This window comes from Paraburkholderia sp. BR10141, assembly GCF_056155635.1.
Window position 1 is genome coordinate 222,328 of sequence record NZ_JBMIQH010000010.1, and the last position, 25,146, is coordinate 247,473.

The 25,146-nt window shown below is 61.2% G+C and carries 21 protein-coding genes and 2 pseudogenes; 10 read left to right on the plus strand and 13 right to left on the minus strand.

Annotated features, from left to right (window positions below):
- Positions 1 to 64: 64 nt before the first annotated feature.
- From ACOJB8_RS16825 to ACOJB8_RS16845, 5 genes and pseudogenes are all read right to left on the minus strand, one after another.
- Entirely contained in the window at positions 65 to 1,252 is a 1,188-nt protein-coding gene (locus ACOJB8_RS16825; RefSeq protein WP_069266406.1) for a porin, read from the minus strand.
- A gap of 108 nt (positions 1,253 to 1,360) precedes the next feature.
- Positions 1,361 to 2,692 carry an MFS transporter gene (locus tag ACOJB8_RS16830; protein ID WP_368726869.1) on the minus strand — a complete coding sequence of 444 codons (1,332 nt, stop codon included), beginning with the start codon at positions 2,690 to 2,692 and terminating at the stop codon, positions 1,361 to 1,363.
- 419 nt (positions 2,693 to 3,111) lie between these two features.
- Positions 3,112 to 4,062, minus strand: a complete 951-nt coding sequence (locus ACOJB8_RS16835) for a hypothetical protein (RefSeq protein WP_475013427.1) — start codon at positions 4,060 to 4,062, stop codon at positions 3,112 to 3,114.
- A 159-nt stretch (positions 4,063 to 4,221) separates the two neighbouring features.
- A pseudogene (locus tag ACOJB8_RS16840) lies at positions 4,222 to 4,377 on the minus strand (LysR substrate-binding domain-containing protein); the annotation flags it as partial.
- Between the two features lie 23 nt (positions 4,378 to 4,400).
- Positions 4,401 to 5,027 (minus strand): response regulator, encoded by a 627-nt coding sequence (locus ACOJB8_RS16845; protein ID WP_342947259.1) that lies wholly within the window; start codon positions 5,025 to 5,027, stop codon positions 4,401 to 4,403.
- A 369-nt stretch (positions 5,028 to 5,396) separates the two neighbouring features.
- Here ACOJB8_RS16845 and ACOJB8_RS16850 point away from each other — a divergent pair, with 369 nt between their 5' ends.
- A complete protein-coding gene (locus ACOJB8_RS16850) occupies positions 5,397 to 7,376 on the plus strand; it encodes an ArnT family glycosyltransferase (protein ID WP_475013417.1) in 1,980 nt (659 codons plus the stop codon).
- Positions 7,377 to 7,599: 223 nt separating this feature from the next.
- On the opposite strand, the pseudogene ACOJB8_RS16855 reads toward ACOJB8_RS16850, so the two are convergent.
- A pseudogene (locus ACOJB8_RS16855) lies at positions 7,600 to 7,743 on the minus strand (2-hydroxy-6-oxo-6-phenylhexa-2,4-dienoate hydrolase); the annotation flags it as partial.
- 219 nt (positions 7,744 to 7,962) lie between these two features.
- Positions 7,963 to 8,541, minus strand: a complete 579-nt coding sequence (locus ACOJB8_RS16860) for a TetR/AcrR family transcriptional regulator (RefSeq protein WP_368602166.1) — start codon at positions 8,539 to 8,541, stop codon at positions 7,963 to 7,965.
- 129 nt (positions 8,542 to 8,670) lie between these two features.
- Here ACOJB8_RS16860 and ACOJB8_RS16865 point away from each other — a divergent pair, with 129 nt between their 5' ends.
- Both ACOJB8_RS16865 and ACOJB8_RS16870 read left to right on the plus strand, forming a co-directional pair.
- Complete coding sequence (locus ACOJB8_RS16865) at positions 8,671 to 9,405, plus strand: SDR family NAD(P)-dependent oxidoreductase (RefSeq protein WP_475013428.1); 735 nt, start codon at positions 8,671 to 8,673, stop codon at positions 9,403 to 9,405.
- Positions 9,406 to 9,503: 98 nt separating this feature from the next.
- Complete coding sequence (locus ACOJB8_RS16870; RefSeq protein ID WP_475013418.1) at positions 9,504 to 10,103, plus strand: NADPH-dependent F420 reductase; 600 nt, start codon at positions 9,504 to 9,506, stop codon at positions 10,101 to 10,103.
- 103 nt (positions 10,104 to 10,206) lie between these two features.
- Here ACOJB8_RS16870 and ACOJB8_RS16875 read toward each other — a convergent pair whose 3' ends face one another.
- Entirely contained in the window at positions 10,207 to 10,674 is a 468-nt protein-coding gene (locus ACOJB8_RS16875) for a CBS domain-containing protein (protein WP_368602165.1), read from the minus strand.
- A 155-nt stretch (positions 10,675 to 10,829) separates the two neighbouring features.
- Positions 10,830 to 11,759 carry an N-acetyl-gamma-glutamyl-phosphate reductase gene (argC, locus tag ACOJB8_RS16880; RefSeq protein WP_368726871.1) on the minus strand — a complete coding sequence of 310 codons (930 nt, stop codon included), beginning with the start codon at positions 11,757 to 11,759 and terminating at the stop codon, positions 10,830 to 10,832.
- 137 nt (positions 11,760 to 11,896) lie between these two features.
- On the opposite strand from argC, the gene ACOJB8_RS16885 reads away from it, so the two are divergent.
- The 6 genes from ACOJB8_RS16885 to ACOJB8_RS16910 all read left to right on the plus strand — a co-directional run bounded on the left by ACOJB8_RS16885 (position 11,897) and on the right by ACOJB8_RS16910 (position 20,941).
- A complete protein-coding gene (locus ACOJB8_RS16885; protein WP_342947253.1) occupies positions 11,897 to 12,781 on the plus strand; it encodes a LysR family transcriptional regulator in 885 nt (294 codons plus the stop codon).
- A gap of 873 nt (positions 12,782 to 13,654) precedes the next feature.
- Positions 13,655 to 16,465, plus strand: coding sequence for a bifunctional YncE family protein/alkaline phosphatase family protein (locus ACOJB8_RS16890; protein ID WP_368726872.1), 2,811 nt, complete (start codon positions 13,655 to 13,657; stop codon positions 16,463 to 16,465).
- 479 nt (positions 16,466 to 16,944) lie between these two features.
- On the plus strand, positions 16,945 to 17,406 hold the full coding sequence (locus tag ACOJB8_RS16895; protein ID WP_368726873.1) for an energy transducer TonB: 462 nt from the start codon (positions 16,945 to 16,947) through the stop codon (positions 17,404 to 17,406).
- Positions 17,407 to 17,431: 25 nt separating this feature from the next.
- Positions 17,432 to 18,163 carry a MotA/TolQ/ExbB proton channel family protein gene (locus ACOJB8_RS16900; RefSeq protein WP_342947251.1) on the plus strand — a complete coding sequence of 244 codons (732 nt, stop codon included), beginning with the start codon at positions 17,432 to 17,434 and terminating at the stop codon, positions 18,161 to 18,163.
- A gap of 15 nt (positions 18,164 to 18,178) precedes the next feature.
- Positions 18,179 to 18,595: an ExbD/TolR family protein gene (locus tag ACOJB8_RS16905; protein WP_368617108.1), complete on the plus strand. Its 417-nt coding sequence runs from the start codon at positions 18,179 to 18,181 to the stop codon at positions 18,593 to 18,595.
- A gap of 384 nt (positions 18,596 to 18,979) precedes the next feature.
- Positions 18,980 to 20,941 (plus strand): TonB-dependent receptor, encoded by a 1,962-nt coding sequence (locus ACOJB8_RS16910; RefSeq protein WP_368726874.1) that lies wholly within the window; start codon positions 18,980 to 18,982, stop codon positions 20,939 to 20,941.
- A gap of 12 nt (positions 20,942 to 20,953) precedes the next feature.
- On the opposite strand, the gene ACOJB8_RS16915 is transcribed toward ACOJB8_RS16910, so the two are convergent.
- The 3 genes from ACOJB8_RS16915 to ACOJB8_RS16925 form a co-directional block, all read right to left on the minus strand.
- Positions 20,954 to 21,268, minus strand: a complete 315-nt coding sequence (locus ACOJB8_RS16915) for a DUF4148 domain-containing protein (protein WP_475013419.1) — start codon at positions 21,266 to 21,268, stop codon at positions 20,954 to 20,956.
- A gap of 162 nt (positions 21,269 to 21,430) precedes the next feature.
- Positions 21,431 to 21,922, minus strand: a complete 492-nt coding sequence (locus ACOJB8_RS16920; protein ID WP_069266391.1) for an aminoacyl-tRNA deacylase — start codon at positions 21,920 to 21,922, stop codon at positions 21,431 to 21,433.
- A gap of 128 nt (positions 21,923 to 22,050) precedes the next feature.
- Entirely contained in the window at positions 22,051 to 22,371 is a 321-nt protein-coding gene (locus ACOJB8_RS16925) for a DUF4148 domain-containing protein (protein ID WP_368726875.1), read from the minus strand.
- A 307-nt stretch (positions 22,372 to 22,678) separates the two neighbouring features.
- Between ACOJB8_RS16925 and ACOJB8_RS16930 the strand changes: the two genes are divergently transcribed.
- Positions 22,679 to 23,830, plus strand: coding sequence for an MFS transporter (locus ACOJB8_RS16930; protein ID WP_069266389.1), 1,152 nt, complete (start codon positions 22,679 to 22,681; stop codon positions 23,828 to 23,830).
- A 56-nt stretch (positions 23,831 to 23,886) separates the two neighbouring features.
- Here the strand turns inward: ACOJB8_RS16930 and ccsB are convergent, their stop codons facing one another.
- A complete protein-coding gene (gene ccsB / locus ACOJB8_RS16935) occupies positions 23,887 to 25,110 on the minus strand; it encodes a c-type cytochrome biogenesis protein CcsB (RefSeq protein WP_475013420.1) in 1,224 nt (407 codons plus the stop codon).
- Between the last annotated feature and the right edge of the window lie 36 nt (positions 25,111 to 25,146).

Below are 25,146 nucleotides of genomic sequence, written 5' to 3' on the forward strand. Positions count from 1 at the left end.
TGGCTACGCAAAAAGGCCTCGCAAACATCGCGAGGCCTTTTGCTTTTAGCGCCTGAAAGCGCGCTCAGAACTTCGTGCGGATGCCCGTGAACACGTCGACCTGGCGATTCGTGGACGATGCGCCGCCCGCATAGGCGATCGCCGCGATCCGGCTGTAAGTCGAACCCACGCGCGTCGACGCGTCGCCGGCCGCGAGTTGATACGTGCCCGAAAGGTAGACGTCCGTGCGCTTCGAGAGCGCGTAATCCACGCCCAGCGTGAACTGATGCCACTTCGGCTTGAGCGTCGCGCCGCCCGTGCCCGGCAGACCGTTCGCGCGGCCGTCGGTGAACGTGTACACGCCGATCAGCGTCGTGGCCGGCGTGAGCAGGTAGCGCAGGTTCGCGTCGTAGTTGTTGAACTTGCGCGTGGAACCGTCGTTGTAGTTGAGTTCGGTGTGGCTGAACGCAAAGCCCGCAATCGCGCTGCCGATCTTGTAGTTCGCGCCGGCCACCGCAATCTGCTGACGGGCTACGCCGCCGTCGAGCCCGTAGAAGAATCCGCCGCTGTAGTCGTCGCCGGTCGTGCTCGACGCGCCGCCGATCGCGCCGCTCGTGTTGGTCGTCGTGTTCGGATGATCGAGCAGCACGTAGCCGCCGCCGATCGAGAGCGGTCCGTTCACGTAATTCGCGGCGACGCCCCAGGCGCGATTGTTGCCGAAGCCTTGCCCGGCCGAGCCGCTCGCCTGGTTGCTGAACGCGTACATGCCGTCGACAGTGAAGCCCGCGATGGTGTCGCTGCGGAACTTCAACGCGTTGTTGATGCGGAACGTCTGGTTCAGGTTGTCGTTGTCGCCCACGTGGGTGGACGGCGACCACGTGCCCGGACCTGCGTACTGCGCAACGAGATCCGCCAGCGGTTCATACTGGCGGCCGAGCGTGAACGTGCCGATGCCGCTCTTCGCAATGCCTACGAACGCGCTGCGGCCGAACAAACGCCCGCCTTGCGCGGCCGTGCCGTCGCTGGGCTTGAAACCGCCTTCGAGCGTAAACACCGCGCTCAATCCACCGCCGAGATCCTCGTTGCCTTTCAGGCCCCACCGGCTGCCGCTCAGGCGGCCGCTCGTCAGCTGGAACGCCGAGCCGCCCTTGATGTTGTTGACGTAGCCAATACCGGCATCGACGAGACCATACAGCGTGACGGAACTCTGGGCCTGCGCCACGACGGGTGCGACGGACAAAAGCCCGGCCGCTGCGAAAAGTGCTTTTTTCATACAGGTGACCTGTCTGGTTTTAATATTTACAGGAGTACTACGCATTCCGGCTTGAAAGGAATTAGCGGGAATTTTTCCATCGACAAAACGAGGGCCGAACCGGTGGATTTACGGGGCGTTGCTGTACTCGCGCGCCTGCGGCTGCGTCGAGGCACCGTCGAGACGAATCGGCTCGACCTTGCCCAGCAGGAACAGATAGTTGATGATCGCCACGCCGATCAGCGCCGACGACACCACGAGCGCGGGCACGAACGAACCCGTCGCGCCGACGATCGCGCCCGTCACGATCGGGCCAACCACACCGCCGATGTTCGATACCGTGTTCTGGACGCCCGCAACCATCGACACGGCGTTGCGCGGTGCGACGTCAGCTGGGAGCGCCCAGACCTGCGAAGCCGCCACGGTCGTGCCCGACTTAGCAATGCATAAGAGCAGCACCGCAACGGCGGCCGAATCGGCGAACGCGGCGAAACCAATGCTCGATGCCATCAGCAAGCCGATCACGAGAAAGAGCTTGCGCGTGGCGGTGAGCGAAAGCTTGCCCGAGGCAAACACGCGATCCGAGGCCCAACCCGCGAAAATCTCCATCACGATCGAGGCGAGCAGCGGCAGCGACGCCATCCAGCCCATTTCCATCATCGTCATGCCACGCGCCTTCACGAGATACGTGGGCAGCCACGTGATGAAGAAGTACGAGTTGTAGTTGATCATGAAGAAGCCGATACACATCGCCCAGATGTTGCGATGCGCGAGCAGCTTGCGCAGCGGCGGCCTCGCCGCCCGGTCGCTTTGCTCCGCCAGCAAATCGCTCTCGATGTGCGCGAGTTCCTCGGAATTGACCCGCTTGTGGTCACGCGGCGAATCGCTGAACGTGAACTGCCACACGACGTACCAGATCAGGCCGAGCAATCCAGTCAGCGCGAAGGTGATCTTCCAGTCGAACGCCGTGAGCATCGCGGCGATGAGCGGCAGCGCAATGGCGCCGCCGAGCTTCGAACCGCTGTCGAAAATGCCCGCGACCGTCGCGCGCTCGCTGCGCGGGAACCACTTCGACGCAATGCCCGCGTTGCTCGGATACGCGCCCGCCTCGCCCACGCCAAGCGCCACGCGCAACGCGACGAGCGATTTGATACCGTTCGCCACGCCCGTGGCCGCCGTCGCCAGCGACCACCAGAGCACCGCGAAACCCAGTACTTTCTTCTGGCCCAAACGATCGGCGAGAAACCCCGCGGGCAATTGCAGCAGCGCGTATGACCAGAAGAACGCCGACATGACGACACCCATTTCGACCGCGCTCAAATGGAATTGCGACTGGATGCGCGGCGCCGCCGCCGACAACACCGTGCGGTCGATGTAGTTGATCGCGATCGCCGCCCACATGAGGCCGGCAACCCACCAGCGAATCCTGGAACGGCTCCGCGCGTTGGTGGCGAGATGCATCTCGTGTCTCCTGTTCTATTAATAATGGTCGCTTCCGGCCGCGCCGGGGTGAATCCCGGCTTTGCCCGCCGCAATGTTACCGTTTACTGTAACCGGTAACATTCGGCGCAATCGTAGTATGTCCGCCGGAGAAATGCCAGCGTCTTTTCCTTGGGGTAATTGCGGATACCCGCCTTTCAATTCGCAAGGATTGCCTGCGTTGGCGAGTATGAAACGGCGGAGGACTGGCAAGCGGAACAGGTCGACTTGATATTCCCGCAGGCTCTCGTGCAGACAAGTTACGGACCTCGCGCCATCAACCCAGTATTCGGCGTGGATTTGTTCGTGTGACCAGTAGGAGTCTTAACTAAATTGCAGGCGTTCGCCGCGTGCAGCGAATCTGTCGATGCTTTCGGAGCCTGGCGCGCCCGACTTCTTAACTATACACCGCCCCTGACACGTTCCCAACCGTGCCTCACAGCCGTCTTGAAGCGTTCCCATCCACTTTCCGGATATCGCGACTCCCAGTTCGCGCGCGCACTCGCTTCCACGCCCTGCCAGTCTGACCCGCGAAACCGCTCGTCGCGTCCGAGCGTGGCGCCGTGTGAGTAGGCACGTCGATACTCGTCGAATGACGCACCCGTGTTCGCGTAATGTGCGTCGTAGTCCTTTTTAAATTCGCTGTCGTACGGGTGTGGGTCGTCATGCTGGGCGCCGAGACCGGGGTCGCCCATGAAGCCCGTCATTGGACGCTGGGCGTTTGCCGCGGCGGCGTTGCCGTCGGGCGCTTGCGCGGCGTGAGGCTGCTTCTCCCCTGCCGGGGTCGGCCCTCGCCCTGCCGCGGCAGGAGCACCCGGGGAAGGCGCCGGCCGCGCCGCCGATGCGGCCCGCGTGTCGCCTGGCCACCCGTGTGTGACTTCCAGCGGCTTGGCGCGTTCGCCGATCACGCCGCCGCCTGGATGCGCTGTGTGTTCCGGACCTTGCGCCTTCGCAGAACCCGTACGCCACGCATTGGCGCGCTCCTCGATGTCGGCAGCGCCCATGCGGCTCATCGTTTCAATCGCCTGATCGACCTGTGATTCAGAAACATCGACGCTGACTACCGTGCCACCGCGACGGATGAATTCCCTGTAATCCTCCGCATCGGATGGATACGCTCCCTTCGTGAAGATGCGCGTGAACAACTGTTCCAGTCGATCGAAGACTTTCTTGTGGTGGTGCGTATCGACAGCGCCCTGCACATAGACACGTGGCCCCTTTTCGCGGGGAGCATCAGCCGATATCGAGTAGATGGCAATATCCGCTTGGGCTATCCCAGCCTCGCCCAGTGCGCGCTGCGCCGAACTCGCATTCGCGTAGCTGTCGTACACGCCTAACACGGTTGGCCTCATGACTTTCCCCTCCGCAATTGCGCGCGGCGTCCTCGCCGCCTGTCGGCGCAAGCCGCATAACTCATGCCCGCGTTCGTCGTATAGACCGCCACGAAGAAGCTTGCACGCCTTGGATTGTAGGCCGTGACCGATATGCGCGTAACATGATCCGCGAGCTCGCACGAGATCGACAGTCGCATCGGAGAGATGCAGGTCGATCGACACCTCGGGGTAGAAGCCCGGCAGCAGCGGCGCGACCCAGCGCAGGCCGAACGACATCGGCACGGCCAGGCGCACCAGTCCGCGCGGCTGCATCGACATTTCGCGCGCCGCGCTTTATCGGCATCGCAGACGCAAGATCAGCTTGGGGCGGTATTGATCGGGTCAACTGTAATCTGCTCAAAGCGCGTCAGCGTCGCAACGCTACACACCATGATCTCGTACAAGTCGATTGCCAGCCCGGTCTCGATACCGCGCCGTTCAAGCCCGGATATCCGGCGCTCCTGCTCGGCCACCAGTTCGAAGGCGCGCGCAACGCGCTGATGCTGCCGATTCGCGATTGCCGATGTCATGCCCGATTTTCCCAACCAGTACGCGGCGCGATGCGACTTCGGGAGTTCGCTTGCGCTTCCACACTTCTTGCGCTCTGAAAGGCTCGCAAGGGCATCGAGAAGCAGGCTTGGGTCAAAAGGTTTGTGGAGAAAACCTTCGGCAACGATACCTGCGCGTGTGTCGTCTCCAGACATGAGAATGACTGAAACATCGCAAAACCGTGGGATAGCTCGCAACATCGATACGGCGTCCGGCCCTTCGAGAACAGGCATGTGGACGTCGGAGACAATCACCTCTGGCGTGGCGGCCAGGGCCGCCGAAACCGTTTCCAGGCCATTGCCGGCGGTCGCGACTTCATGGCCGGCGTCGCCCAGCAAGGTCTGAAGTGCATCACGAAAAGCGGTATCGTCGTCAGCCAGTAGTACGCGGCTCATCGCTATTTCCCATACAGTTGGCTACTTCGCCGCATCGGTCGTTCCCACCGACAAATACCAGAAACTGATTTCGGAAACCACGGAGCGGTCGTGCCCCGAATTGGCTCATTGCTCCACTAACGAGGTGCTAGAAAATTTGCGACGTCCTGCACGGCGTCACTGGCGCTTGTTAGGGATGCAAATAAATGAGGCAGGCCGGACGGCTTGTGTAGTGCTCCAGTTGCATAGTGGGAAGCAAACCCTTCAAATACACTACACCCTGTAATGTTTAGTAATAATCGGCGCATACAATCGTATTCGTGACAGCTGTCCGTCGACGGCGATAACGAAAGGCGCTGACCAGATAGGCGCGCCGGGAGCAGAGGTTACATGCAGGAAAGCAAGGGTGACGCCGGCGTCGCGCAAGTTAGCCTCGAACAGGCTTCCGTCTCCACTGGCGTCGCGCACCTGCGGGACTTGACCACGGGCGGTCAGCCGGCGCCGCCCGTCACTCCGTTGCCCCCGGAATTACCAGCTACCCGCAAAGGCGCGCGGGCATTGGCGACTTCACGATTGTTCGTCGGGCTGCTTGCATTCGCGCTCGTTTGCGCCTGGCTCCTGCCTGGCACGCTCGGCCACGATCCCTGGAAGCAGGACGAAACCTACACCTTCGGCATCATCGAGCACATGCTCGACACCGGCGATCTGGTCGTCCCGACCAGCGCCGGGCAGCCCTTCGTGGAAAAACCGCCCGTCTACGATTGGGTAGCCGCCTCACTCGCGTGGATGTTCGGCCGCTTTCTGCCGCTGCACGACGCGGCCCGTCTCGCGAGCGTCGTCTTCGCTGCACTCACGCTTGCCTGTACGGCGCGTCTCGCCCGGCGCGCTACCGGCGCCGTGCGGTGGAGCTATCCGCGCGTGCCCGGAACGCTCGCACTCTTCGCCAGCACGCTGGTAGTCGTCAAGCATATCCACGACATGATGACGGATGTCGCGCTGATGGCCGGCGCCGCGCTGGCATTCTGCGCACTTTACGAGCTTGTCTGCGCTCACTTGCGGATGGAAGGCGGCTTGCGTCGTTCTCCTAACGGAGGCCGCAACACAGCACCCGCGTGGCCAGAATCCACAACTTCACAGCAAGCGTCCAGCGACTGCGAGAACAGCCGCATTCAAGGGCGCGCTGCCCGTCATGCCGCTGCGATGTTCGGTGTTGGCGTCGGCATCGCCTTTCTGGCGAAAGGCCTGTTCGTGCCGCTCGTGTTGGGTGCGACCATCTGCGCGGCGATGCTGGTTTACCCTGCGTGCCGCAGCAGCCTTTTTGCGCGCTCACTGGCACGTTCGGCGCTGTACTTCGCTCCCTTCGCGCTGATCTGGCCGCTTTGCTTCTATCTGCGCTCCGAAGCGCTATTCAAGATCTGGCTGTGGGACAACAACATCGGCCGCTTCTTCGGCTTTTCGGTGGCGCAACTCGGCTCGGAAAACGTCGGGCACCTGTTTGTGCTGCGCACGGCGTTGACAGTCGGCTTTCCGGTCGTTCCGCTCGCCCTCGTGGCGCTTGCGGGCGGCGCATGGCGACGTCTACGCCATCCCGAAGTCGCACTGCCGGTGCTGTTTTCGGGGATCGGCTTCGCGGTACTGCAGGCGTCGTCGACAGTGCGCGAACTTTACATCCTGCCGTTCATTGCCCCGCTCTCCCTGTTAGCCATGCAGGGAATCCGCTATCTGCCGCCGCGCGTGCACCTCGCGTGGGATATCACGAGCCGTATCGTGTTCGGATCGTTCGTGGTGCTTGTATGGGTCGTGTGGTGGAAGATGACGGGCGCCCCCGAGACCCACGGTGTCCTGCATTTGCTTGGCCGCTGGCTGCCGCTCGAATGGGTGATGCCCATTCAGCCGAAGCTGATCATCGCGGCGCTCGCCCTCACGCTCGGGTGGGTATTGCTGCTTCCCCGGCTCAAGTCAGCGGGCAACTGGCGCGGCGCATTCAGCTGGTGTCTGGGCGCCATCGTCGCATGGGGGCTCGTCGGCACGCTGCTGCTGCCCTGGCTCGACGTCGCGAAGAGCTATCGCGCACCGTTCGAGGATCTGCGTGCCAAACTGAACAGCACCTGGAAAGCCGGAGACTGCATGGCGAGCAGTGGGCTGGGCGAATCTGAAGCGCCCATGCTCTATTACTTCGCCGGTGTCATGCACGTGCCCACCGCGGACCCTCAGACCACGTCCTGCAACTGGCTCATCGAACAGGGTCGACCTGCAGACGGTCAGTCGCCCGTCGGGGGCTGGCGACTGTACTGGGAAGGCAGCCGTCCGGGTGACAACGACGAGGTGCTGCGCGTCTATCAGCGCATGGCGACGAAGACGGCTTCGTAATCGGTGCCGCTGAGCCGTTTGAAGATCGCTTCGCCGAAGGGCATGCCGCACGGTTGAGGCCGTCCCTGGCCTCCAGGACTGGCAAACTCATTTGCCGATTAGCTACACAATCCGTCTCAGGTCACGGTTGCGAAACTACCCGGACCGAAGAACAGGCGGCTTTCACCTGGACGCCGACGGCGAACCCCGCTTGCAATCCTGGCGGCTTCCACACCAGCGACGCTTAGTTGGACAGGAAGTCCAGCACCATGCGATTGAACTTGTCCACGTGTTCCCATTGCACCCAGTGACCACAGCGGTTGAACATATGGAATTCGGCATTGGGGAGACCCGCCATCAGACGAAGACCCATGTCGTAGGGAAGGAACTATCCACTATCCCGATACTGCAAGAACCGTAGCCCGACTGAGTCAACGCTGAGCAAGAAGGGGGCAAGGGCGAAGACTTGAACTCACAACTCGACCTGTTTCGACTCGCCGGCGCGATAGCGGTCGGCTGCCGGCGCACGAGACGGTGGGCCGGCACTTACGCCATCAACCGCAAATGTGCGACGTCTCGGCCCCGCGCATCCGATCGCCGATCCGATTCAACACCTTGCTTTCCTGACATCGCCGCTCGTGCGCTCAGACAGAATGGCGCTCGCGATGACCTGAAAGAGATGGTCGGCCCGTGGTGCGAATGAGGGTTGGTCACCGAGCCAGCCGAGCGCCGACATCAGGGCGAACAGGTCGTCGCCATTCACATCGGCACGCGCGGACCCCTCGGCCTGAGCACGGAGCAGCAAGCGCTCGCCCGCTGAGTGCACCGCTGCACATGAAGCGTAAAGCGCGGAGTCCGGGGTCGCGTGGGCACTCGCCATCATCGCGACAACGCCGCTATAGCTATGGACGAATGCCACCCCTTCGCGAAACCAGGACACGAGCGCTTCATCAGGTGGATTCGACCTTTCGAGTTCGACTGCCTTCTGCGTCAGCGCGTCCAGATCCTCTCGCAGCAACGCTTCGAACAAGGCTTCTCGAGTCGGGAAATGACGAAACAGCGTGGCCAACCCGACGTCGGCCCGGCGGGCGATATCTCGCATTGACGCATCGGCACCATGCTCGGTGACGACGTCCCGCGCGACTGCTAATAGATGGTCGTAATTCTTTCTGGCGTCGGCCCGCATAGTTTTCTTGACAAGTGGATCGGTGATCCGTATCTTCGGAATCTGGATGTGGATCAGTGATCCACAAGATACAGCGATTTTGTGCAAATGGGAACAGAGACGCTGTCCGACACCACGAAAGGAGCCATTATGGGAAAGCTCGAGGGTAAGGTTGCAGTCATCACCGGTGGATCGAGCGGCATGGCGCTGGCAAGCGCCAAGCTGTTCGTTGAAGAAGGTGCCTACGTTTTCATCACGGGCCGGCGGCAGCGAACGCTGGACGAAGCCGTCAACGCGATTGGCCGGAACGTCACCGGCGTGCGCGGCGACGCCGCCAATCTCAACGATCTCGACCGCTTGTTCGATACCGTCAAGCGGGAAAAAGGCAAGATCGATATCCTCTACGCGAGCGCCGGCTGGGGCGAAGCCGTACCACTGGGCGAGATTACCGAGCAGCACTACGACGCGATCTTCGACCTGAATGCGCGCGGCACGCTGTTTACGGTTCAGAAGGCGTTGCCGCTGTTCAACGATGGCGGATCGATCTTCATGACCGGGTCAGTCGCTTCGGTAAAAGGCTTTCCTGGTTACGGCGTGTATGCGGCGAGCAAGGCGGCGTTGCACTCATTCGCACGCACGTGGCTCAACGAGCTAAAGGGCAGGAATATCCGCGTGAACGTGCTGAGCCCGGGGCCGATCGCCACACCGATGCAAGACCAGGTTCTCGACGAAGAGGCGAAGCGGATGTTCGAATCCGTGATCCCGCGGGGAAAGATGGGGCGCCCCGAGGAAATCGCGACGGTCGCGTTGTTTCTTGCTTCAGACGATTCGAGTTTCGTGAATGGGGTGGAGTTGTCCGTCGACGGCGGCTTGTCGGCTATCTGAAATCGTGCCGTAAAGCCAGGAGTGAGTGATCCAGATTGTGTATATAAATATGGATTCCTGATCAATAGGCGGAATTTCCGCCTACATGGAGAGTTCGCATGAGCTATTCGATTATTGGCTTTGGCGCCGTAGGCCAGGCGCTCGCCCGAGCGTTTGCAAGAAAGAACATCGACGTGAGCGTCGCCAGCCGGCGCCCACCCGATGCGTTGATGGAGCAGGCACGAGCGATCGGCCCCACCGTTGTCCCGAGAACGCTGCGGGATGCGATCGCGTCCGACACGATCTTCCTGGCAGTTCCGTTTTGGGAACATCGCGAAGTCGCGAAACTGCTCACGACCTGGCAGGACAAGACGATCATCGACACGACAAATGCTTTCGGCGTTCCCGTCGCAGACCTGGAAGGACTGCCGTCGTCCGCGGTTGTCGCCCGGGCGTTTGCCGGCGCCAGGTTCGTAAAGGGCTTTAACCATCTGCCCGCTGCCGTTCTGGCCGCTGATCCGAACGTGAAGGGCGGCAGCCGTGTCGTATTTCTGTCGAGCGATGACGAAAATGCGGTGGCACCGGTCGCAGCTTTGGCCGAACAACTCGGTTTCGCGCCCATTGCGCTAGGCCCGCTCAAGGATGGCGGCTCGCTTGTCCAGGCCAAGGGGAATAGCTGGGCTCAGCTGATCTTCGAGGATCTCGTCAAGTTCAAATAGCGGCGCGTTGCGACAAAGTCAGATCGGCCACGCGCATCGCTAAATGCGTGCTGGTGATCTGGCCGGGAATCAGTTGGCGCGCTCCTCACCGCCCGCGAATGAATTAATAGGCGCCACCCGTATCGACGGTCAGGTAAAGCATGTCATGCTCGAGAATGCTGATGAAATGTTCGTCTTCCTGGATCAATTCTTCGAGGACATCGCTAGTGGATAGCACGCCGATTACCTGTCCTGAATCGATGACCGGCAGATGCCGGATCCGCCTCGTATGCATCAACGCCAGGCACTGGTCACAGATATGCTCTGGCGTGACGTAAATCACCTCGGAAGTCATGATCTCGCCGACCTTCGTCTCTGCCGCGTTGCGCCCGGCCAGTTCGACCTTGCGCGCGTAATCGCGCTGAGACAGGATGCCGACAAGATTGCTGCTCTGCAGCACCAGCACGGCGGTGACATCCTTATCGGCCATCAGACGCAGCGCCGTCAGCACTGAGTCCGCGGGGCCCACCGAGATCACCTCCCGGGAGTTCCCGGACAGAATTTGCCGGGCTGTTTTTCGCTCCTTTTTCATGGTCGTCTCCTATAGAAGACTGGCAATTGCGCGCCGACGCCATCAGTCGGCTCACAACGAAAGGGTACGCTCCTTCGCGTCGCTACAGGAATGTCTGCTGCCGCGAAAACCAGGAGACATTCAGCGTCGAAAACGGAAGCTCAAGGCATGGGCCACTATTGCCGCGTGAGCATGAGGTTCAGGTTCTGAACCGCAGCTCCGGATGCGCCTTTGCCAAGATTGTCGAAAACTGCCGACAGCAGGACGTGCCCGTGTTCCTCGTCGTGAAATACGCTCAAGTGCATGTCGTTCGTGCCGTTCAGTACTTGCGGATCCAGCTGTTTTAAGGCGCTCGATTCGTGCAACGGCAAAACTCGTACGTGAGTTGCCTCGGCATAGTGGCGTGCGAAGCATGCGTGTAGCGTGGCGCCATCCACGCCGGGTGCCAGCAGCGGCAACGCCAGCGGCACCGTCAGCACGATGCCCTGACGGAACGATCCGTACGCAGGAATGAAGATGGGACGCTGCGCAAGCCCGGCATGCTGCTGGATCTCCGGCGTGTGTTTGTGCGCGAGTTCCAGGCCATAGACCTGGTATGAGGGCGCGTTGGCGGCTCGCGGCCCCTCATGTTCCTCCACACCGGCACGTCCGCGCCCGGAGTAGCCGGATACAGCATGAATGCTGATCGGGTAATTGCCCGGTATGAGCCCGGCGTGCACCAACGGACGCAGCAGGCCGACTGCACCGGTCGGATAACAACCAGGATTGGTGACCCGACATGCGTTCGCAATTTGCTCAGCCTGCCCCGGCGTCATTTCCGGAAAACCGTAAGTCCAGTCCGGCTGCGTGCGGTGAGCGGAGCTTGCGTCGATCACCCGGACGGCAGGATTGGCAATGGCGCCCACTGCCTCGCGCGCGGCGGCATCCGGCAAACAGAGGATAGCAATGTCGCAGGCATTGATGGCTTCTGCGCGACGCCGCGAATCCTTGCGCTGCGCAGCGGCAAGTGTGAACAGTCTGATGTCGGTCCGGTTGCGCAGCCGGTCGTGGATTTGCAGCCCGGTGGTGCCTTGGTCGCCGTCGATGAAAACTACGGGAGAGCTCATATGTGGATGACTCCGCTGATATGGATTGGAACAGTTGAACCGAGGTAAACGAACCCCTATGTTGCGCGGACGGTTAGAATAGTGAAAGTTGAATTTCACAACGCAAACATTCAGTTTTTCTGAATCTGGACGTCGTCATGCGAGAGATCAGCCTGGACCGCCTGCGCACTCTGGTCGCCGTCACCGACCGTGGTTCATTTGCCGATGCGGCGCGTGCATTGCACCTGGCGCCGCCAACGGTCAGCCTTCACATCGCCGAACTCGAAGACCGCGTTGGGGCTCCCCTCCTGTTACGCAAGCGCGGAAATGTGGGGCCGACCTCGATCGGCGAGGTGCTGGTGGAGCGCGCGCGCCGACTGCTGGCCGACGCGGAGCAGGCGTTAGACGATATTCAACGCCAGGTAGAGGGGCTCGAAGGGCGTGCGCGTCTCGGCGCGTCCACGGGCGTGATTGCGCACCTGCTGCCGCAAGCGCTCGAGGTCCTGCGCGAGCACCACCCTGCCATCGACATTCAGATTGCAGTGCTGACTTCGCAAGAAACGCTGTCCCGGCTGGTGGATGGAACGCTGGATGTCGGGCTGGTCGCGCTGCCTCAGCCCCCGGTGCCTGGACTCGTGATAAAGCCTTGGCGCCGCGACCCTGTGATGGCCTTTGTGCCGGCGCATTGGCGGTGTCCGGCCCGCGTCACCCCCGAATGGCTCGCCGCCCAACCGCTCATTCTCAATGACTCGACCACGCGTCTCTCGCGTCTGACTGCGGAGTGGTTCGCGACCGCGGGGCACCATCCTTCGCCGCGCATACAGCTCAACTACAACGACGCGATCAAGAGTCTGGTAGCGGCGGGTTACGGCGCAGCGCTCTTGCCCCATGAGGCCACCACGCCATTACCCGACAATCGCATTGTCATGCGTCCACTGCGCCCGGCGTTGTGGCGACGGCTCGGCATTGCATATCGCGCGGGGTACGTTGAACGTTCCACGCAACACGTACTCGATGTGTTGTGGGATTTGCGATTTGCGTAGGAGTTACCGGTTGTCGCTCAGATTCCTTTTCGCTGACCCATGCTCTTGCCCGCGACGACGATCTGCCTCGCGTCAAAGCTCCAGGCGTAGCGGCATCTATTCTTTCTTGTTTACGGAATTCGCTGCGGGCAGTGCCGAGGAAGCCCCATCGATCTTGCGAAATGAAAGGTGAATAAAAGGATAAAGAAAGGTATGACGTGTCCTCGACGTGGCGCATCCCGGCCATCAGCACCGGTAAAACTGCCCATTCTGGGCAGCCTGATGTCGACGTGAGGGACAACATGCGAGTAGACATGCCATCTTATGCATCGAAGAATCTGCGCATCTTACTTGCGAGCGCAACGAGATGATAGCCGGCCTCTAGAACCTTCACCCATCTGTCATGCAAGACTCGTAGTCTCTATGGCGAACCGTTGCGCAACCACGCAGGCATTGAGTGCCACAATGCACCGGGCCCCGACTGCGCACCAAAGACGGCTAGCGCCCCCCCGCATCGCACCTCGACCTCATTTTTTCGGCACATATATAACTCAGTATGCCGAAATAACCGACGAAGCAACAGAGAACGATTCGCATTCTGAATATCCACGCTCAGAACATGTCATTCGATTGACATTCGAAACTGACTAAATGTTACCGGGCTGAAAGCGCCGGGATGGCGCCACTGCAATACATCCCACCTGGTCCAATCGCTTGCACGTCTCCGCAATCAGGGGCAACAGACCTGACAAATGATTCCGCTTGAATCGAATTTGGCTTTTCTGTTTTGATTATCTGGAGAGAACCAAAATGAATCGAAACGTCGTTCAATCTGGCATTGCATTAGGATTACTGACTAGCTGTATTGCATTTGCAGCACCGCCGCAAGGCAACATGGAACTTCTGCCGACGGGCCAGTTCATCTCCCCGGGAGCCATTCCGGGTGCTGTGCAGCAGTTGCTCAACCCGCAACTCGCCGCAAAGCCGACCCAGGTCGTCAGCGGCGCCATCCGGTCACAACTCAGCCCGGACGGTAATACCCTCGCCGTGATCACGGCAGGCTACAACACCGTCTACACGGGCCCCAGTAACAGCACGCTCGACAAGACTGACTCGACTCAGTACATATTCATCTATGACGTGTCGGGCGCCAACAAGGCCAATCCGAAGTTCGTCCAGGCCATTCACCAGAACAACGCGTTCGATGGCCTCGTCTGGAATGGAAACCAGACCCTGTACGGCACCGGCGGCGCTGACGACGCGGTCTACGTGTACGGCCGCCCATCGGCGCTTCCGTCGGCCCAATGGTCGCAAACTGCAGCCATCGCCCTGAATCACAGCAAGGGGATCGGCAACGGTGTGAAACCGAACGCCGGTGGTCTCGCCCTCTCCGGCAATGGCCGGATCCTCGTCGTTGCGAACAACTACAACGACTCGATTACCATCATCGACACGACGACGAACACGGTTACGTCCGAATACGATCTGCGTCCGTTCAACACATCGGGCACGCAAGGCGCCGCAGGTGGCGAATACCCGTGGGCCGTCTCACTGAAGTCCGACGACACCGCGTTTATCTCGTCGGTGCGGGACCGTGAAGTCGTGGTGCTGAACCTGTCGAACCCGGCCGCACCGCAATTCATCACTCGCATCCCGGTGAAAGGCAATGCTTATGGCATGACCCTCTCGCCCGATCAGTCGAAACTCTATGTCGCCGTGGCGAACACCGACCAGGTTGCGGTCATCAATACCGCCAGCCACAGGGTCGAGAGGACGATCGACATCGCCAGCCAGTCCGACGACGGCGACCGCGACGATCAGGGCCACGGCAACAACAAGAAATACAGCGGCCGCGACACGGTGAACGTGACCGTGTCACGCGACGGCAGAACCCTGTATGCGGTCAACAATGGCGACAACTCGATCGCCGTGATCTCGCTCGATGGCGACGAAGGCTACCACGTCACCGGCCTGATCCCGACGGCCTATGCGCCCAAGGACATCACGCTGAGCGCCGACGGGTCGCAGATGTACATCATCAATGGCAAGTCGAACACCGGTCCGAACCCGCTGTACACCTCGGGTACCTCGGCGCAGTACCAGTTCGGTCTCGAGCAGAGCAGCCTCGTGAGCGCACCGGTTCCGCGGGGCGACGCGCTTGCCCGGCTGACCAGCCAGGTCGCTGAAAACAATCACTACTCGATCAGAGAGTCGGAAAGCGAGCGCCAAACGATGCATTTCCTGCGCGATCACATCAAGCATGTGATTTATGTCGTCAAGGAGAATCGCACGTTCGACCAGATCCTCGGCGACCTTGGCAACGGCTCGAACGGCGATCCCTCGCTGACGATGTATGGCAAGTCGACCACGCCGAACTTCCACAATATCGCCGGCAACTTCGTCACGATCGACAATTTCACCGATCCGGGCGACGGTTCGATGGACGGCTGGTCGTGGGTGCAGCATGCGCACGTCACGCCGACCGAGGAGGTTTCGCAGCAGGAAAACTACGCTGGCGTAAGCCGCGGCATGTCGTATGAATCCGAAGGCGCCAACCGCGGTCTGCCGGTCGGCCTCGCCACGACTGCCATGCGCGACACCGCCTCGGGCGGCGCCTACTCCACGGTAACGTCGTCGCTGCCGGGCGGCACGGCGAACGCGCTGCCGGGAATCGCCGATATCTCGGTGCCGGATGCCCCGTTCGGCTACCAGAAAGCGAGCATCTACGATGCGGTGCTGCAAGCCGGCGGTACGGTCCGCAACTACGGCGGCATGGTCAACAACACCGGCTCGATCGGCACGATCGCCAGCCCCCTCCTCACCCCGTTCGCCTCCGGCAATATTCAGGTCTACCCGCTCAAGCCGTCGCTCGTCACCTTGACGGACCCGTACTATCGCGGCTTCGACCAGGCCTATCCGGACACGTTCCGCGAACTCGAATGGAACCGCGAATTCCAGCAGTACGTCGCGAACGGCCATCTCCCGTCGTTTGAATTCGTCCGCATGGGTTCCGATCACACCGGCAGCTATGCGCAGAACGTCGGCCAGATGGGCACGGCCGAGCAGGAGCAAGCGGACAACGACTTCGCGGTCGGCAAGCTGATCGAGACGGTCGCGCACAGCCCGTACGCGAAAAGCACGCTGATCGTGGTGGTCGAAGACGACTCGCAGGCCGGCTCCGATCACGTCGATTCGCACCGTGCTCCGGCCTACGTCGTTGGCGCGTATGTGAAGAAGAACGCCGTGGTCAGCACCGCCTACAGCCAGGTCAACGCGGTCCGCACCATGGAAGACGTGCTCGGCACCCAGCACATCGACCTGAACACGGCGTACGCGCAACCGATGGCCGATGTCTTCGACACCGGTTCGGACGGTTCGTGGACCTACACCGCCGTTGCGTCGACGATCCTGAAGGGCACGAACGTGGGCAACGTGGCGACTGGCCCGACGTCGAGCGGCAACGACGGCAACCAGTATGCACAGGGTCCGGACATTCATCCGCTGCATGACGCGACCTACTGGGCGAACGCGACGAAGGGCTTCGACTTCTCCAAGGAAGATCGCGTCCCGCCGGAAGTGTTCAACCGCGTGCTGTGGGCGGGCGTGATGGGCAATAAGCCGTATCCGGAGCCGCACTCGGTCTATACGAAGCCCACGACCGATGGCGCGAAGACGGTCGCCGCTGCTGACGACGATGACGATTGAGCGAATCACGTCGTCCGGGCGTTGCGTTGACGGGATCGTGACGCCCGCTGCGTTAAGCGCACTGTAGCTGGCATCGGCGGGCGGCTGTCCATAGGGGCAGCCGCCCGTTGGCATCGACTGCGCAGACGTTCGATAAAGCGAACCGCTTGAACCGGATCTAACGCATGCACATTTCGCTTCCTTTTAGTGCCGATCGCGAGCCGGCATGGCCCGACAGACCCAATGTCCGCGCAACGAGCGCCATCGTTGTCGTCGCTGCCATACACGCGGTGCTACTCGCGGTCGTGTCGAGCAGTCGCAACGATCCTGTGCCGCCGGCCGCCGAGCCGCGCACGATCACGGCCGAGCTGCTGAGTCCCGCGCCGGTTACGGCACCTGCCGTCGCGCAGTCGCCTCCTTCCCCGCTCGAGCACCGTGCGACATCCGTCGACATTGCGAAGCCAAAGGTGCAGCCGCAAAATATCAGGAAACCGAATCATGTGACGACGCTGCATGAAACCATGACTCCCTCACCGCGCAGGCTTGCTGCAACCGAACCCGTCTCGGCGCAGTCGAGCACTACCTCCACCTCGACACCAGCGGCACCCATGGCCGCTGCACAGCAGGCAGCCGCGTCGTCGCACGATGCCGTCTCCGCCCGCCCAACAATCGCACTGGCCGCTCCGCAGGATATCTCGCATCTGCATTGCAGCATCGCACAACCGCCCTACCCGGCGCTCTCGCAACGACGAGGCGAAACAGGTTCTGTGATGGTGAAATTCATCGTGGGACTGACGGGCCAGCCTGAATCCGTGGAACTGAAGAGCGGCAGCGGGCACGACCGCCTCGACGAAGCGGCGCTTGCCGCTGTGCGCGACAGCACGTGCCAGCCGTATCTCGAGAACGGAACGCCGCGCCGTGTGCCGACGTCTGTGCCTTTCGTATTCGCCCTGAACAACTAGCGCGGACGTTTATAGGGAACCCGCCATGCAAAACTATGGTATTTCGCACTTCCTGGCAGCCGGAGACTTTGTGACGCGCGGCATCGCGCTGGTACTGCTGGTCATGTCGGTGCTCTCGTGGAGCGTGATCATCGTCAAGGGCTGGAATGTCATCCGGCTCAAAAAACTGGCTCGCGACATCGATCCGACAATCGCACAACTCGACGATTTCACGGACGGGGCATGGCAACCGGAAAACCGCGCAAGCACCACGCGAGACAATCCGTTTCTCGCACTCGCGCTGGCCGGCAAGGAGGCCGCCGATCATCATCGCAGCGCGCAGCCGCTTTTGCGCGAGCGCATGGACGTATCGGACTGGATAACGCGCTGCCTGAAAGACACGATGGACGAGAGTGTCGCCCAAATGCAGGGCGGTCTTTCTATCCTGGCATCGATCGGCAGCACTGCGCCGTTCGTCGGATTGCTGGGTACGGTGTGGGGCATCTATCACGCCATGCTGGCGGTTGGGGCGACTGGCGAGTCGTCGATCGACCAGGTCGCGGGCCCCGTCGGCGAAGCGCTGATCATGACGGCATTCGGCCTTTTCGTGGCCATTCCCGCCGTGCTGGGCTACAACGCGTTGACGCGCGCCAACAAGGCGCTCGCCGGAAAGCTGAGGCGGTTCGCGCATCGGCTTCACGCGTACTTCGTGACCGGTTCGAGCCTCTCGCCGACTGTCCACGACAGCGGCCTGCGGCTCGCCACCGGCAGCGACTGACCTCGAGATACGGCAATGGCCATAACCCCGTTTAGTGACGACGAAGACGATGGTCTGATGGGCGAAATCAACATGACGCCGCTCGTCGACGTCATGCTGGTTTTACTCATCGTCTTTATGGTGACGATCCCTGCGTTGCGCCATGCGGTAAAAGTTGAACTACCACACGCAAGCAGTCAGAAGGAGGACGCGAAGGCGGCGCAGGTCAATGTTTCGATCGAGGCCAATGGCACCGTGCTATGGGACGGGCAGCCAGTCACCCCCAGTGCGCTGCGCGCGAAAATCGCCGCGGCCGCACACGAGAACCCGCTTCCCGAACTGCATCTCGGCGCAGATCGCAAGGTGGCATACGAAGCGGTGGCGCAAGTGATGTCAGCTGCCTATGCAGGCGGCCTGACGAAGATCGGATTCGTCACCGAGCCCAAACCGTAGGCCATTGCTTCACCAAGCTGCTTCGAGGTAGCGGGCGGGCTGCTCGTAAAACGGCCCACGCGTTGTCTATTTGCAGCTTACATATGCAAGTCATTTCCGTTCAAGAATATAGGGGGCGACGAATTATCAGAAATCCCCAAAAACAGGATGACGTTAATGAAATCGTCCCCGTCTCTCATCGCAATCGCCGTATCGGTTGCGTTTTCAACGCTGTCTTTTTCTAGCGCAGCGAACGCTCAACAGGCCCAACAATCTCAACCGCCATCCACATTGAACACGGTCGTTGTTCGCGCAACCAGACCGACGACCGCCCCCGACAACGTCAACGATCCTGACCAGACTGCAGACGTCAGCAAGACCGGAACGCCGATAGGCGACCTGCCCATGACTGTGCAGGAAATCCCCAGCGGGCTGCTCAAGGAGCAAGGCGCCACGAAGCTTCAGCAGAGCCTCAGCAACGCCACCGGGGTGAATTCCGGCGGACCGGATGCCAAGGGCTTCTTCGATCACTTCATGATCCGCGGCCTCCAGGCGCAGATTTACACCGACGGGTTTTCCGACGGCGATCAGGTCAACGGCGTTTCGCATTCGCTGAATGGTGTCGAGCGCATCGAGGTTCTCGAAGGACCGGGTTCATCACTTTTTGGCAGCGGACCGCCGGGCGGCACGATCAATATCGTCCACTACACGCCGTCTCCCACGCTTCAATATGGAGGCAGCATCCAGGCCGGTTCATTCGGCACGGTCTGGGGCAGCGCGTATGTCACGGGGCCGACCGGCCTCTCGGGCTTGAACTATCGCGTCGACGCGACGGGTGCGAGATCGGACGGATACCGCAGCCTGTCGTACTGGGACAAGGAGATCCGTCCTGCAGTCGAATGGAAGATCGGCGACCACAAGATCGACTTCTCGCTCGAGGCGCAAGACTCCCGCTCGACGCCGGATTCGTACGGCATCATCTATTACAACGGCACCCCCATCCGGAACGTTCCATTCGACGCGAAATATTCGACGCCGTTCGCCTATGCGCGCGCAAGCTACGTTCGCCCGACCCTCACCGACGAGTGGAAGGTCAGCGACGTGCTGACGATCAACAACCGGCTCTCGTTCCTTCACCGCTCCCTGGAGTTCTTTGGCAACGGGGATAGTTCGAAGACGAAGGTGGTCGGCAACGAGGTCGTCAACCGGCAGTTGCGCCAACAAAACGATTCGGACAATACGCTCGACTATCAGCTCGAACCTGTGTGGAAATTCGCAACGGGAAACGTCAAGCACACGCTGCTGACAGGCTTCGAGTATCAGCATCAGACCATCAATACCGATCGCTCCACGGCGGACCTTCCGAATATCGAAGATGTGTTCGCACCGGTGCCGCCTGAAACTTCGATTGCGAGCCTGCATTTCCTTTGCGATGCGAAGCATTCATGCGACAACGATCATCTGGTTGCGAACTTCTACAGCCTGTACGCCACCGATCAGGTGGATGCGACGAGCAAGCTGAAAATACGAGTCGGTGTGCGAAAGGACTGGTGGCAGACTTCGCTGACACCGAATATCACCGTGCCTGGACGGGTGGACAACGAAGGCGTACCGATACTGGCGGGCAATACCTACTCGCGCAATGATGCGCCGGTGAGCTGGAATATCGGCGCGCTTTACAAGCTCACGCCGTGGATGTCGCCGTACTTCGGCATATCGAAGAGCTATCTGACGAACTTCAACTCGGAGAACACGCAGACGGGTATCGGCGCGCCTGAATCGGCGCTGCAGTACGAGGTGGGCGTCAAGTTTTCATTGCTCGACGGCCAATACGTTCTGAACACGGCACTCTTCGACGTATCGCGCGACAACGTGGCGACGCCGACGACCGTCAACAACATCGAAACCGTCGTGTACGACAGCCAGCGCACACAAGGCGGCGAGGCGTCTCTCGATGCCGGCATTACGGACAACTGGCACGTGATCGCCAATTTCACGGCGCAGCACGCCTATGTCACGAGCAATCCCCAAGGGATAACGGCGGTCGGCCACCGCCCGCAGGACGTGCCCGCGTTCATGGCGAATCTGTGGTCGACCTACACATTCGCTATCGCGGGACATCCCGGGTTTCATTTCGGAGCGGGCATCAATTACATGAGCAAGGTGTACAGCGACATCTCGAACATCAATTCGGTGCCATCCTATGTCATCGCCAATGCGGCGTTCGGCTATCAGGCGAATCACTGGGGCGTGGATCTCAATGTCCACAATCTGACCAACCGGCGCTACTTCATCGCCGCCAATGAGGCCGGCGCCTATCTTGGTGAGCCCCTTAGCGCCTACGTTACCCTGCATGCGGATTTTTGAGGCATTCGGCCGCTATTGACTGGCTCCCTGCCCAATCCCCGCCTTTTTTTGCGCGTTCTGGAGATCCTGCGGATAGTTCTGATCATTGGCGCGGCCGGGTTGATAGCCCGCGGCCTCCAGCTTCTTCAATTCGGCGTTCTTTTTCGCCCGGGCTTCCTTTCGGGCCTGCTTGCGCTCCGCTTTGGTTGGCTTCGCGGACGACGCGCCCCCCGGCACTGCGACATTGGCTGCACCCGAAGCGTCGTCCTGCGCGACGGTTGGTGTCACTGTGCCACTCCCAAGCGATGCCGCGACGAGCAGGGCCGATATTTGTCTGGCGATAGGCATTTTCTCTCCTGTTCCCGGTTAATTGATACGATTGCGAGGACGGCGCCGTTAATCGTTGCTTACGCAACCACCCATGCGCACGAAACCAGGACGCGATTGCCCCGGCGCGATGTGGTCAATCGGCACCGCCCCCGCCTGAACGTACGCAGTTCGACTACTCACTCACGCACGTCCACCCATGCCTCGCATGCGTCTTGCGAAATGGGCTCGCTCCGCGTCGTCCATTAGCGCCAGAAACTGGTCCCCGTCCATATGAACCAGTTCTTCGTGATCGCCCGCCTCGAAGTAGACGTCCGGCTGGCCGGCCAGGTTCGTCTCGAGGTAGGTTTTCATCCCATACGCCGCACAGATCGGCGGCAGCGCCCCCGCATCGCAGTCCTTGAACAGCTCACGCAGCTCGTCTTCCGTAGCAAGGCCGAGCCTGCGCCCTGTCTTGTTCCAAAGCTCGGACAATTGCACGGCATAGGTTGACGGCAGCACGACGGCCACATAGCCGTGCTCGTCCTCGAGCAGCACCGTTTTTGCTAGACGGTCGCCGGGAATGTGCGCCGCAGCAGCACTTTCCATGCTCGAATGGCTGTATGGGTGGCGCACGATTTCGTAGCGTGAGCCCTTGCTGCGCAGGCGCTCCTGCAAAGTGGTCGACATCGACATGGCACACCTCCTGTCGAATGCGGAGAAGAAAACCAGCCTCCACTAATCCTTTCAGGATAGTCCACTCGCGAGAGACCCGGTAGCAGAACTCCGCGTTGTTGCCGGGAAGTGGAGCGAATCCACCTTTCTCACCCGGGCGCAGACGGGTGGCACTCCGTGTTGAACCAATAGTCGACCACGTGCTGCGCCGCCTGCAGATCGTCTGGGTAGTACGGGTCGTCGTACCAGGGTGACGGGTTGTAACCCGCTTTCCTCAGGGCCGCCAGCTCGCTTTGGTGCTGCGCCATCGTCGGGGGCGCGTTGCTTCTGAGCGCAGCCAGGTCACGGCACTCGGTTGGGCTCAGATGTGGCCCGCTTTGTTGCACGCTTTGTGACACGCCGATGGCACATCCCGCCAGCAGGAGCGCCAACGCAGTCAGCGTCGGGGACATTCTCGAGAGGCTCTTCATGGCGCATCTCCACGCGTCTGATGGGCGCAGCGCAACCCGGGGTTCCATCGCGCCGCAACTCCATGTTACGTGCATGCGAGCCAACCGGCAGGCGAGGCGGAAACACGAATCAGTCGCGACCGATGCAGCCGCAACGCATGGAAGAACTGCGGTAGGATCAGCTTGCTGCACGAGCCGCTGCTGGTGACGGCATTGGACATTGTCGTCATCGCCCTCACGTGGCACGAGTACACGTATCTCCGGAGCAAGCGCAGTGCTGCCTGAGACGCCCGCTACCTCACGCATCCCCATTCCCCGCGCGGTACGCATGCTGGGATACGTGAGCCTTTTCATGGACCTTTCCTCCGAACTCATTCACGCGCTGCTACCTGTCTTCCTCGTCACCACGATGGGTATGAGCGTGAGCGCGCTGGGCTTGCTCGAAGGGGCCGCCGAAGCGACGGCGATGATCGTCAGGATCTTCTCGGGCCCCGTGAGCGACTGGCTCGGCAAGCGCAAGGCGCTGTTGCTGCTCGGCTACGGGCTGGGCGCGCTGTCCAAGCCGCTTTTTCCGCTGGCGCACACGCCCGCGCTTGTCGCGGTGGCGCGTCTCATCGACCGTGCCGGCAAGGGAATTCGCGGTGCGCCGCGCGACGCGCTCCTCGCGGATGTCGCGCCGCCGGAGATTCGCGGTGCGTGCTATGGGCTCAGACAGTCGATGGATACGATAGGCGCGTTCGCCGGGCCCCTCGTGGCCATCGTGCTGATGCTGCGCTTCTCGGATCACATCCGCGCCGTCCTCTGGTTCGCTGTCGTGCCAGCCGTCATTGCGGTCGGTCTGATTGTGTTCGGCATCGAGGAGCCGGCTCATGAACAGGCGTCTCGCAGCTTCCGGTCACCGCTGCGCTGGAAAGCGTTGCGGGAATTTCCGGGGCGCTACTGGTTCGTGGTCGCGATAGGCGCGACCTTCACCCTCGCGCGCTTCAGCGAAGCGTTCCTTGTGTTGCGCGCCCAGCAGACCGGCATCGATATCGCGTGGATTCCCGGCGTGATGGTGGTGATGAGTCTCGCCTATGCACTTAGTGCGTACCCCGCGGGCGCGCTGTCCGATCGAACCGACCGTCGCGTTTTGCTTGCGCTCGGCATCGTCACACTGATCGCGGCGGATCTGGTGCTCGGCGCGAGTGCGTCGATCATCACCGTGCTCATCGGCGTCGCACTGTGGGGCCTGCACATGGGGCTCACGCAAGGCCTTCTCGCTGCGATGGTCGCCGAAACCGCGCCGCAATCGCTCAGGGGCACGGCGTTCGGCGTCTTCAATCTCGCAAGCGGCATCTGCCTGCTGTTTGCAAGCGTCATCGCCGGCTGGTTGTGGGATCGGCACGGCGCGTCCACCACATTCTTTGCCGGCGCCGTCCTGGCACTGCTCCCCCTCGTAATGTGCCGCTTCGCACCGCGCCTCGCGAAGCTCAAACCCTGATAGGGCCTTGTGGCGAGAACAGAAGCTTCATACGTCATCGCATTCGTTCGTTATCCTCATAGGCGGCCGTAGCTATGCAACCCGGACAGGAACATATTCACCCCGAGGAATGCGAAGGCGGTGACCATCAGGCCCGTGAGCGCCCACCACGCGGCAACATGCCCCCGCAACCCCTTCATCAGCCGCATATGCAGCCAGGCCGCATAATTCAGCCAGACGATCAGCGCCCACGTTTCCTTCGGATCCCAGCTCCAGTAACCGCCCCACGCCTCGGCGGCCCACAGCGCGCCGAGAATCGTCGCAATGGTGAAAAACCCAAAACCGACAGCGGTCGACTTGTACATGACGTCGTCGAGCACATCGAGCGTCGGCAGCCGGTCCGACAGCACACCCCGCTCCTTCAGCAGGTACGCCACGCCGACCATTGCGGACAGCGCAAAACTGCCGTAGCCGATGAAGTTGGCCGGGACGTGAATCTTCATCCACCAGCTTTGTAGCGCCGGCACCAGCGGCTGGATCTGCTGCGCGTCGCGTGCGATCGAGTACCACATCAGGAACCCGACCGACGCGCTGATCACGAGCAACACTAAGGCGCCAAGCGAGCGCGTGTTGTAGTGCTCCTCGTAGTACAGGTAAAAGAGCGCCGTGATCACGCAGAACAGCACGAACACTTCATAGAGATTCGAAATCGGAATGTGGCCGACGTCCGCACCGATCAGATACGACTCATACCACCGCACCATCATCCCGACGAAACCCATCAATACCGCGGCCCACGTCAGTTTCGAGCCGATTGCGCCGCCAGACGGCGAGCGCGACAGCGTGCCCAGCCAGTAAAACAAGGTGGCGAGCACGAAAAGCACGCTCATCCAGAGAATGGCCGACTGGCTGGACAGGCAATACTTCAGGAAGAACGTGCTGTTGGCGCGCCCCAGGTCGCCCTGGTACAACTGGATTGCAAACAGCGACAGCGCTGCGATTGCCGCGATCAGCAGCCGTGCCGGCTTCCAGCGCCAGCCGAGCACGACGAAGGCCGGCACCGAGCACACCAGCACCAGTTGGTCATAGACGCTCATGTACGCGTGGTAGCGCGACAAGGCAAAGCCAGCGCCTCCAGCCATCGCAAGGGCAAACAGCCAGTCGAATGCACCGAGGCGCCTCACAAAGGGGCGTTCGTCGGACAGCAGGCTCGTTTGAGCCGCTCGCCACGTGGATCGTGGCCGATGTAGTGCCGCTGGCGTCGCCATCGCAGCATCGGAAGACGGTGAGGATGATTTCATGGCATTCGCTATTCAAAGACGACGTCGAAAAATCGC